Source organism: Candidatus Binataceae bacterium (assembly GCA_036495685.1).
GTDB lineage: Bacteria > Desulfobacterota > Binatia > Binatales > Binataceae > JAFAHS01.
Genome location: DASXMJ010000222.1, coordinates 1 through 9,277, shown reverse-complemented (window position 1 = coordinate 9,277; position 9,277 = coordinate 1). Strand labels below are relative to the sequence as shown.

14 protein-coding genes are annotated in these 9,277 nt (G+C 56.2%); 2 read left to right on the top strand and 12 right to left on the bottom strand.

The features are described from left to right. Positions 1-1,077: carotenoid oxygenase family protein (locus tag VGI36_20245; GenBank protein HEY2487481.1), on the top strand; the 1,077-nt coding region annotated here is incomplete at its 5' end. A gap of 393 nt (positions 1,078-1,470) precedes the next feature. On the opposite strand, the gene VGI36_20240 is transcribed toward VGI36_20245, so the two are convergent. Both VGI36_20240 and VGI36_20235 read right to left on the bottom strand, forming a co-directional pair. Beyond that, entirely contained in the window at positions 1,471-1,845 is a 375-nt protein-coding gene (locus VGI36_20240; protein HEY2487480.1) for an SDR family oxidoreductase, read from the bottom strand. Positions 1,846-1,879: 34 nt separating this feature from the next. Then, on the bottom strand, positions 1,880-2,176 hold the full coding sequence (locus VGI36_20235; GenBank protein ID HEY2487479.1) for a helix-turn-helix domain-containing protein: 297 nt from the start codon (positions 2,174-2,176) through the stop codon (positions 1,880-1,882). A 345-nt stretch (positions 2,177-2,521) separates the two neighbouring features. Between VGI36_20235 and VGI36_20230 the strand changes: the two genes are divergently transcribed. Next, positions 2,522-2,896 carry a hypothetical protein gene (locus VGI36_20230; protein HEY2487478.1) on the top strand — a complete coding sequence of 125 codons (375 nt, stop codon included), beginning with the start codon at positions 2,522-2,524 and terminating at the stop codon, positions 2,894-2,896. A 131-nt stretch (positions 2,897-3,027) separates the two neighbouring features. Here VGI36_20230 and VGI36_20225 read toward each other — a convergent pair whose 3' ends face one another. The 10 genes from VGI36_20225 to VGI36_20180 form a co-directional block, all read right to left on the bottom strand. Next, entirely contained in the window at positions 3,028-3,240 is a 213-nt protein-coding gene (locus VGI36_20225; GenBank protein HEY2487477.1) for a hypothetical protein, read from the bottom strand. A 1,045-nt stretch (positions 3,241-4,285) separates the two neighbouring features. Further along, positions 4,286-4,669: a hypothetical protein gene (locus VGI36_20220; protein HEY2487476.1), complete on the bottom strand. Its 384-nt coding sequence runs from the start codon at positions 4,667-4,669 to the stop codon at positions 4,286-4,288. After that, positions 4,662-4,802, bottom strand: coding sequence for a hypothetical protein (locus tag VGI36_20215; GenBank protein HEY2487475.1), 141 nt, complete (start codon positions 4,800-4,802; stop codon positions 4,662-4,664). The genes VGI36_20220 and VGI36_20215 overlap by 8 nt, the downstream gene beginning before the upstream one ends. 41 nt (positions 4,803-4,843) lie before the next feature. Then, positions 4,844-5,512, bottom strand: coding sequence for a hypothetical protein (locus VGI36_20210; GenBank protein ID HEY2487474.1), 669 nt, complete (start codon positions 5,510-5,512; stop codon positions 4,844-4,846). Positions 5,513-5,834: 322 nt separating this feature from the next. Further along, positions 5,835-5,960 (bottom strand): hypothetical protein, encoded by a 126-nt coding sequence (locus tag VGI36_20205; GenBank protein HEY2487473.1) that lies wholly within the window; start codon positions 5,958-5,960, stop codon positions 5,835-5,837. Next, on the bottom strand, positions 5,961-6,260 hold the full coding sequence (locus VGI36_20200; protein HEY2487472.1) for a hypothetical protein: 300 nt from the start codon (positions 6,258-6,260) through the stop codon (positions 5,961-5,963). A gap of 468 nt (positions 6,261-6,728) precedes the next feature. Further along, positions 6,729-6,905 (bottom strand): hypothetical protein, encoded by a 177-nt coding sequence (locus VGI36_20195; protein HEY2487471.1) that lies wholly within the window; start codon positions 6,903-6,905, stop codon positions 6,729-6,731. Between the two features lie 20 nt (positions 6,906-6,925). Continuing rightward, positions 6,926-7,225 carry a hypothetical protein gene (locus VGI36_20190; GenBank protein HEY2487470.1) on the bottom strand — a complete coding sequence of 100 codons (300 nt, stop codon included), beginning with the start codon at positions 7,223-7,225 and terminating at the stop codon, positions 6,926-6,928. Between the two features lie 474 nt (positions 7,226-7,699). After that, on the bottom strand, positions 7,700-7,879 hold the full coding sequence (locus VGI36_20185) for a hypothetical protein (GenBank protein HEY2487469.1): 180 nt from the start codon (positions 7,877-7,879) through the stop codon (positions 7,700-7,702). Between the two features lie 617 nt (positions 7,880-8,496). Continuing rightward, the gene (locus VGI36_20180) at positions 8,497-9,180 is read right to left on the bottom strand and encodes a reverse transcriptase domain-containing protein (protein HEY2487468.1); all 684 of its coding nucleotides are present in this window, start codon (positions 9,178-9,180) and stop codon (positions 8,497-8,499) included. Between the last annotated feature and the right edge of the window lie 97 nt (positions 9,181-9,277).

Genomic DNA, 9,277 nt, shown 5'->3' with positions numbered 1-9,277 from the left:
GGAAATGCGAACGTGAACGCTATCAACGCCGGTGACATGCTCATGGCACTGGGCGAGGCTCCGCTCCCGATCGCCATCGATCCGCAAACGCTGGAGACCCGCGGCGAGTGGCCGTGGCGCGACGACATCCTGCTCGACGCCGATGGCAACCCGCGGCCCCAGCACACGACCCCTCACCCCCACTTCGATCGCGCCACCGGCGATCTCATCAATAACGTCGACATATTCGCTCGTGAGTGCCGCTACGAGATTCATCGCGGACCGCGCGATGGCAAACGAACGCGCTTTGCTGTCGTGCCTGTCGAGCGCCCGGCTTACATGCACAGCTTCGGCATGAGCGAGCATTACGTCCTGCTCGCGGAATACCCGCTGGTTGCCGACGTGCAGGCAATCGCGGTGAGGAAGCGGCCGTTCATCGAGAACTACGAATGGCTCCCCGAGCGCGGCACCATCTTCACTGTGGTATCAAAGGCAGACGGGTCAGTCGTTGCCCGCGCCCAGGGCGAGCCGTTTTTCGGCATCCATCAGATCAACTGTTTTGAGCGCGACAGTGCGCTTTTGTTCGATGTGCCCACCTACCCGGAGGGTCGCCATATAAGCAACCTGTATCTCGATCGGCGGGCCGCAGCCGAGGCGTTGGAAAACAGTCAGGTCAAACGCTACACCGTGCCGCTTAACGGCAGCGACGTGACGAGCGAGGTTCTGTTCGACGAGTTCGCCGAACTGCCGACGATCGACTATGCGCGCGAGGCCGGGTTGGACTACGGAACGGCCTATGCCGCAGGCGGTCGCAAGGATCGGCCGGAAGGGTTTTATAATCAACTCCTGCGTTTTGATCTGCGGGGCCATCAGGTGCGACGATGGTTCGAGGACGGGTGTTTTCCTGGAGAACCGGTATTCCTTTCGCGGCCGAATGGTGCGGATCATCTTGAAGGTGTGATCGTCTCCGTGGTCCTTGACGGCCAGCGCGGCCGCTCATTCCTGTTAGTGCTTGACGCACGGAGCTTTGAAGAGGTTGGACGCGCGTTTGCGCCGCACGTCATACCTTTTGGCTTCCATGGGGAATTTAAGAGCTGAGTACACAACCCAACTAAGCCCCGCCAACCCTCATAAGCTTTTCGGCCGCCAGCGGTGCTGCCTTATGGCTAAGACTGCAAAGCGACCACGACCCGTCGCGCGCAACGCTGAAACCGGACATTTAGACCGCAGCGCGTTACCGACAAAGGTCTGACAGCCTTCTTCAGCCGCCGGCTTGATTGTGTCTTGGTTGTCAGCCACCGACGAAGCTGACGTCACGTCAGTGACGATGCAAGTGAGGTCGTCGAGACGGGGTCCGAAGTCGAACCCGACGCGGCTTAGAACTTTGGGCGTCGCTGAGACGCCCCTTACTTTTCCAACCAACCGGAGAAGCCAACGGCTAGCTGCCCGGTGCGATTGAGTTCAGCCTTGCTCTATTCAGCTCGCCGCGCTTTAGTGATACCCGCCCGACGCGGTGAGCCGCTCGCTGGTGACCCAGGCGGCGGCGTCGGAGGCCAGAAACACGGCGATGCGGGCGATATCGTCGGGCTGGCCGAGCGCGGTGCGCGCCACCATGTCCTTCTCGAAATCGCTGCCGATGACACCGGCGGCGTGGGCGCCCTCGGTCTCCACCCCGCCCGGTGCGATGGCGTTGACGCGGATTTTGCGCGGGCCAAGCTCGAGCACGCGCGTCAGCGTGTCGACCGCACCCTTGGTGGCCGAGTAGACTGTCGCTGTCGGCACCGCCTTCTCGCTGGCCACCGACGAGATGTTGATGATGCTGCCGCCGTCCGGGCCGAAATGCTTGGCCACTTCCTTGGCGGCCAGGATGAACCGCAGTTCTGCAAGGGGAGGAAAGCGTTCAGATTTTCGCCAAGCGATCGAGATAGGCGCGCGGGACGCCGCGGTTGAGAAGGAGATTGGCGAATTTTCCCTGACGGACGATTTCGATCAGGCCCGCGGTCTCGAGTTCCTTTAGGTGGTGGGACAGCGTCGCGGCGCTCACCTTGTGCTTCTTGTGCAGCGCGCTACACGCGGCCGGCCCGGCGCAGGCGCCGATCTCCTTGAGCATCGCGAAGCGCCGCGGCTCGGCGAGCGCGCGCGATGCGGCGAACTGCCGCTCGGTACGGCGCGGGGTTTTTGTGGCGGCGGCGGTCATAGCGGGAATGTAATCTCCGCGGCAGCGATGTTCCAGCGACCAATTCACGCGACTAAGGCGCGCGAATGCGGCTCACAACGGGAGAATGAGCAATGGCAAGTTAAGACGCGCAGGTTATCGGAAATATCGGAATGTACTTCGCGGCCTATCGGCTATCTCGAATGGGTTGGAACGTTATGCCCACTTCGGGCAATGCACATGGCGTCGATTTGCTTGCCTATGATCGACTGCCACATAGCTACAAAGGTGCCTTCAGGTGAAGGCGGAATTAATTTGCGGGGACCGAACCGACCATCCGCACATTCACCGCAACTCCGCCAATCGCATGTTCTGAGGGGGACACTCATGCACTTTCTCTTCGTCATCGCCTTCTGTCTCGGCCTGATCTGGCTGTGCGCCGTCTATCGCTCGTTCCGCATCACGGTGGCGATCTTCGCCGGGGTCGTCGTGGTCTGCGCGGCCGTGCTTGGCGGCGTCGTTTGGTGGACGAACCGCTCCGTTCCGGTAGCGAGTTTGCCTATCTGCCATAATCCGTTAGATCAGTTCAATAAGCCGCCGACTTGCGCCATGCCGGCAATGTGCACCGAGGCTCAGATAAGCTCATGGTCGGCTGCGCGGCCGAGCAATAATGCGCCTGTGCCCGGCGACATCATTATCCCGCCAAGTGGGGGCTTGTGCACCACGCCGGGCCAAGGCCCCTGGAGCAACTACGCGAAGTAACGGGAGTCGGGCAGCGCAGGAAAGATGGGACGATGACCTACAGAGGCCACGAACTGCGCATCAAGACGAATTGCCTCGACGAAAAAGTCGTCACGATCACTGACGACTCCTCCTTTCCCGGCTTTCCGCCTTTATGTCAGTTCGGAAATTATGGTGTGAATCTGCTCTGACGCGGCGCTTATCAGGCCTTGATAGCTTGTTTGCCCTTTCGCGGCCGTTTTCAAAATAACTTCGGCAACTTTCGCTTTCACTGGCGACGTCGCCTGGTTCGCTGGAATCTTGGTCATCACGTCGTCCAACGCATCCCGCATCGTTTGCACCAAATCCGCACTGTAGCGCGGCATTCGCGTCTCCATTGTCCGGTAAACACCAGCTCACGCTTTGCAATCCACGGAGTCAAAGCCATGCGAATACCGGCAAATTCACAGGCCTGCGACGAGAAAGTTAGATCAGGAACGACTCAGGGTCCTGAACCGCCAGCGCAAGGTTCGTCAGCATCTGAGCGCACGGGACTCTAAGCGGTGCTTAGGGCTGAGAGCCTCTTTCTTCGAGTAACGGGATATTTCCGTGTTACAGCCGCCCGTGCATCAAGTAACTGAAGGCGCCGCCGTCGAGGTCCCACGGAGTCGGGGCGTACCAATTCTCGCCTGGAGCAGCGACTCTGGCGTAAGCTCGGAGTCCGTTGCGATGGGGCCCAATTGCCTCCTGACTACCAGGTACGGGCGTATATTCGCAGGCTGCACGTTGCCTGTCACGGCCGCTGGATCGAACGATTGGGCGAACGCAGGCGAGGCGAGCGACAACGCCGCAACAGTAGCGGCAACTAGTGTAAGTTTGGTTGTGCTGGTCATGTTCCTTCTCCAGATCTTCGGAGCGCGTAAGGCAAATGCCATGCCGCTCGCTGACCTCGAGATGCGTTCGAAGCCTAAGACCTTCAATTGGAGATTTTTGATGAGTGCGTTCATGAAAGTTGAAGAATTCGCGTTGTTCCGCCTGATGCGAGGTTGTTAAAAATGTTTTCACGGAGACGTGTTTGGCACGTGGCGCCAGCGATCGCGACGACGGCGACGACTGCATCGTCAAGGTGGCAATCTGCGAGATGGAGCATGCGTATACATGAACGTCTGACACCTGACCCCGACGCGGCGATCGGATTAAATTTTGGCGTGGCTTTACGCACCCCCTTGCGGGAAACCAGCTTTGACCGCCAGATCACCGGCATGACAAGCCCACAACCAGAGCCATTCAATTGCCGCACTTGCGAGACGCGCTATGAGCTAGTGCGGGTCGAAGCTGAACCTACCCTTGAAAAGCGTGACCTAACTTGCATAAATTGCGGCGCGTCTTTGCCGGCGCGAGACGGCCGTTATGCGATGAAGTACTTTTTTACTAGCAAATCGGGGAAACGGAGGCATTCATCCTAGCGTGCATCTGCCGCAAAGCCGCGATGCCACTGTTCGAGTGCCGTCGCCGATACCTGCTGCCAGATGATTGTGCCTGCGGCTCCAGCACAACACGGCCCAGGATGTCAAATGGCGATGTTCGTCCGCTCAGCGGCCGGTTAGCGGAAACGCCTATCAGCACCGATATCAACACGGTTATCTGATCGGGCAGTTCAAGGTCGGTTTGATCGCCAATGATTTGAAACAGTTCGTCCGCAAACTTGTAGGCTTGAGGTCGAACATGATCTCCATCTTCGGCTCCCACCATCGAGTTATTTCTTACCTTTCGGTGGAAATTCCTTAGAAAGCTAGGATCTTCATGATCAGTCATCCAGATTGAGTTCATTCTCTTTGAAGAGCAACGCCGCCTTACGTATTACCTCTTCTTTCTTCTTTCTCTCACGAAAAGCTGCCACTGCAATGAAGCAAACCAAGGCGATGAGAAGGACGAGATAGAAGATCATGACCTATTCTCTCGTTTATGTTTCTTCGATAAATCCGTCTTTCAATCTGTCGGGCGTGGTGAGCCGTCGTCGGTGATACGTGGATCTTGATCGGCTAACAACAACGTCCATTTGCGGGCGTCGTCCAAGCTCAAGGCGAGCCGATTCTCTCGGATCGCCCACACACTAAGCTTCCCCATATCAAAGATCGGGCGACCGTTCCCGTGCTGGCCGATCAGCGGTACCCACCTGCCGTCTTGCTTCACCCAAACATTGTATTTCTTTTCGGTCATCGCGCCGCACGTTTTATTTTCGATAGAATTGTGGTTATTACCCTTCGCCGCGTTCGAGTTTTTCTCTTGGCAATCGGTTCGGCGACTTCTCCGATCCATGATCTCGAGGAAACTGGGGCAGTTTGCCTCTTGCGAGGTGGGTCCTTCTTCTCGACCTGCTTCGTTTTGCGAGTGGAAGAACACCTGAAAGATCTCGTCTCGATCTTTTGGCTTTACAAGCATCAATAATTTTGCTGTTGTTATTGATAATGCCGCAGCAATGTCGTAAGTGCTCTCACCTTCGCACAGGTCCGCAATCTTATGTCGAAGGTTGATTGAGCTGGCGGTATCCTCAAAAGACAGTTTGGAGATCGTCAGTTCATCATCAACGCCAGCTTTCGCCTTGCCGCGTTTGTCTTTCCCGAACCTGCTACCGCTGACCGCTCGAAACGATCTCATGGTTGTCTCTATTGCATTTCGCTCATCGTTGCTTCTTCGACTTCGCGGGTGGTCGATGCCCGCCTTTTGTTCGATCTAACTGGGCCAGCTCGATCATTCGAGCTCACTATTTCTTTCACTTCGTTTAGGACGGTCCCCGTGTAAGTCCTCGCGTTTGTTTCCGTGAGCACCTAGTAAGCGGCCTCAATGCCCGCTTTTTCTCTGGTCGCTTGGCTGGCTCGACCCGTTGTACGTTGATCTATTTCTTTGGCTATGTCGTGTTACTTTTTCGGCACCATCGTTTCTCCGTGTTCGTTTCTTCGCCGCCTGTTCGTTAGTTTCGTCAGTAACGATGCTGCTGGAACTCCTTCTCACAACGAATCGCTGCCTCGCCGCCACGTCGAAGCTCGTCGCCGGCGGTTTCCTTTTTTAGGAACGAGTCGACGTTATGCTTCTTTTCCTTGGTCATTTACACGGGTTTACCGCCTTTATACTCTGTCTCGCCGAGCTCGGGGACATCGCTACTTGAAACAAATGAGCGGTCAAGGATTGGTTTGCTCTTGTCAAATTTGAGTTTGACCTTGTGCCATTTGTCCTCGCCATCGAACCGAAGAAACAGGAAATTGCCCTTGACGTAATGACCCACCTGATGAGGTTGCGTCCAGGTCATTCCTTTCGGAAGTTTGGCGGTTGCGCTTCGGCCGTAGGCGTAGTGGATCGAGACGTCAACTACCTGCTGCTTTTGTTCCTTCGCCTTCGCCTTCGCCATGGCTATTTCTTCCTTCGGACCTATTCCTTATACAAACACATGAATCAGACTTTACAGTCTTTAGCAGCACCAGCAAGGTCATAGTTCTTATTGAACGGCTGCCCCATCTCCTGACAAACTGTTATGCTCATGATGTTGTCGATGCTGGTTATTGTAGCGCCCATCGGTCCAACTCCTGGAGGTGTATCCAGGATACCATCAACACAAGCACGAACATTCTATTCCCTCCTGCTTTATTTCTTCAACACCTCCGCCAGATTTCCAACGAATGTGACGGCGTGTTCATCCTTGGAAATTCAAACGAACCCTAAACGGTTTTCGTTCAGCAGCTGTATGTTGAGGTACTCGCCGACCTCTTCTCCATCCTCGGTGAATTGTTCAACCCAAAGCGTCGCATTCAAGATCGGAGACATTTTCCTCCGCTTTACCGTCACGGTTATTTCTTTCTTGCTCGTTTCTTCACCATCGTTATCCCGTGCCCGATTTTTGTTCCAAAGCTCGCCCAAGATCCGTAAGAAAGAATGCGGCATCATCAGGATCGGTTTCGCCTCTGAAATCTAGCGCAATGCTCCACTCCTTCCCGTCGAGCATTATGTGGAGAACTTCATCCTCAACCCAGGCGGTCAGTGTTTGTTCCTTCGCCATGACTATTTCTCTCCGCGAGTCTATACTTCGTTCCACTCCTCATTCTCGCTCCACTCCTCATTCTCGCTCCACCCTTCAGGAGACATATCGCCTTTCGGAAGGACCATTACTCCTTCGTTGTAAAGAACATCCCAAAGGACCTCATCTGCGCCGTCCCGATCCATCACCAGCGGTTTCAACCCACAAAACATCGGCGACCAATCTTCTTTCTTCCAATCGGTGACCGCTTGCGACTTGCCGTTTTCCCTCATCCAAAGATTGAACTCCTGCGCAATGGAAAGGCCGTTCAACAACGCTAAGTCTTTGTTCTTGGCGGCCACATTCGGCGACGGGGTACCATCGTCCTGGATTTTGAACTAAAACTCCCCAAAGTATGCGGGTTCTTCTTTGTCGGGCACCGTATATTTGATCCATTCGACAATTTCTTCCTGAGCCGTCGGTTTCAGCTTTTCATTCTCCCGAACAGTCATGCGCGTTGCCGCACGAAGACTGTCGGGCGATGTGCTGCGGAGCGGTCGCCACTTCCTGTTGGCACCGCGGAATTTGCGAATCCAAATGTTGAAAACGTTGTTGGCCCATTTTGTTTCTTTCCAAAGATATCGGATGCGGCCACGGCACTTTGCCTCATGAGCGACGCGGCGTCAAGACGGAGATGACCAAAACGTCCACGTTTTGATCAGACAAGCATTGTGAGGAGCAACAAACGGCGATCTAAAGAGATCTTTTCCACATTGAGGTGAAATGGCATAATCGAACGAACGCGAATTGTGCCACGACATATCGCCTGATCAGCACTACCCCGCGATCAGGTCTTTTCTTTTTGTATCAGGCGGCAGATTGTTGATGATGATAGGTTCAAGAGGCGCGCAATGTCCGCCATCGTTTGCTTCATCCGATGGCGTCGCCAGCTCAACATCGACCTGCATCCGTTCGCACCCATCCCCAAACGCCAGCGGCATCACCTCCGCTGCCATCGCGTCGTCCGCAAGATTTTGGTCGAGGAAGCAATCTTGCGGTCACCTGAACAAGATCTCCAACGACCTCGATCGCCGCGCCCGTCTCCGTGGCTTCGGCTGACTCATGCGAAACTTACAATTTGCGCACCAAGTCCTCGATGAGCTAATAACGGTCACTGGTGCGTAATTCTGCGAAACACCCGAGGGGCTTGTTCGTCCGGGCGCGAGCCCTTCGGCCGAGTCGGCGGGGGCTGACCTTCCGCGCATCAGACCCCAAACATGGGGCACGCCTGCTCGCTTTCTGGCGCATCCACTAGGAGAGTCACGGTGGGGTTGAGTGCGACACTGTCCAGGATCGACGGACGCCCACTCGGTCACCGAGACGACTTAGTCCGCATCTTCGAGCGGTACTTTCCAGGGATCGGGTTTGGGTGGACACCAAGTGGAGCCGAAAAGCTGGCCATAGCTCGAAGCCACGGCGTGGAATATCCGCCGGTGCTCAGAGAGCACTTCGAGAAGGCACCTGCTGTGTTCGAAGGCCAGGAGAGCTGCATCCGACCATCGGGGCCTTCCCAAACGTGCGACGGAGCCGCGCAAACCAGTCTCGCGCACCCTTGGTCTGGTGTCGCAGTCACTTAAACTTGCGTCGCGCCCACCGGATGACATAGGCATCGATTCTCTGCAGGGTCGGACGTAACTGCGTCCGATAGAAATGGCTGTAGTAGTTTGATCCAACCGAGGATGCACGGATTGTACATCTGGGCCAGTTCGGCCAGGGATTTGTCGCTGCGGTGATGCAGTGCCCAGCGGCGAATTTCGCGCCTGACGCGCGTCAACGCCGTCGGGCTCGCGGCGGGTTGGAAGCTGTGCGAGAAGATGCGGCTGCCCGGTTTCACCCACATGATCTTTCGTGCTCGAAACTGGAACCCGAGAAAATCAAAGTGAATGTTCGGAAAGTCGCCGCGCCGGTTCACATCCTTGCAGTAGACGATCTTCGTCTTGTCAGGATGAAGCACCAGCTTGCAGACCGTAAGGCGATCTGCCATCGCGCTCCAGAGTCCTCTTGCCTCCGCGTCGCTTTTGCAGTGACAAATAATGTCGTCCGCGTACCGCTCGAACGGGATCTGCGGAAACGTCCGCGCCATCCACATGTCGAACGCGTAATGCAGGAACAGGTTTGCCAAAAGGGGCGAGATCACTCCCCCCTGCGGCGTTCCCGCCGAACGCGGCACGACGCTGCCGTCCTCCATCTGCACGGGCGCGATGATCTGATCATCGTGCGTTCGTCTTGAACTGAGGTCCCGTCCCTCCCCCGGCATTACCCGGCTTCATCGGTACAATGAACCTCCCGACTCCCCAAGACGCCCGGCCTGTCCCTCACGGGCGTCCGGTTGATCATCCCTGACCACGTCTTGG

Coding starts and splice junctions, on each gene's coding strand:
- VGI36_20195 (HEY2487471.1), bottom strand. CDS start 6,905: ATGGCGAAGGAACAAACACTGACCGCCTGGGTTGAGGATGAAGTTCTC.
- VGI36_20220 (HEY2487476.1), bottom strand. CDS start 4,669: ATGACTGATCATGAAGATCCTAGCTTTCTAAGGAATTTCCACCGAAAG.
- VGI36_20230 (HEY2487478.1), top strand. CDS start 2,522: ATGCACTTTCTCTTCGTCATCGCCTTCTGTCTCGGCCTGATCTGGCTG.
- VGI36_20210 (HEY2487474.1), bottom strand. CDS start 5,512: ATGAGATCGTTTCGAGCGGTCAGCGGTAGCAGGTTCGGGAAAGACAAA.
- VGI36_20225 (HEY2487477.1), bottom strand. CDS start 3,240: ATGCCGCGCTACAGTGCGGATTTGGTGCAAACGATGCGGGATGCGTTG.
- VGI36_20185 (HEY2487469.1), bottom strand. CDS start 7,879: ATGGCAGCGGAGGTGATGCCGCTGGCGTTTGGGGATGGGTGCGAACGG.
- VGI36_20180 (HEY2487468.1), bottom strand. CDS start 9,180: ATGCCGGGGGAGGGACGGGACCTCAGTTCAAGACGAACGCACGATGAT.
- VGI36_20205 (HEY2487473.1), bottom strand. CDS start 5,960: ATGACCAAGGAAAAGAAGCATAACGTCGACTCGTTCCTAAAAAAGGAA.
- VGI36_20235 (HEY2487479.1), bottom strand. CDS start 2,176: ATGACCGCCGCCGCCACAAAAACCCCGCGCCGTACCGAGCGGCAGTTC.
- VGI36_20215 (HEY2487475.1), bottom strand. CDS start 4,802: ATGATCTTCTATCTCGTCCTTCTCATCGCCTTGGTTTGCTTCATTGCA.
- VGI36_20200 (HEY2487472.1), bottom strand. CDS start 6,260: ATGGCGAAGGCGAAGGCGAAGGAACAAAAGCAGCAGGTAGTTGACGTC.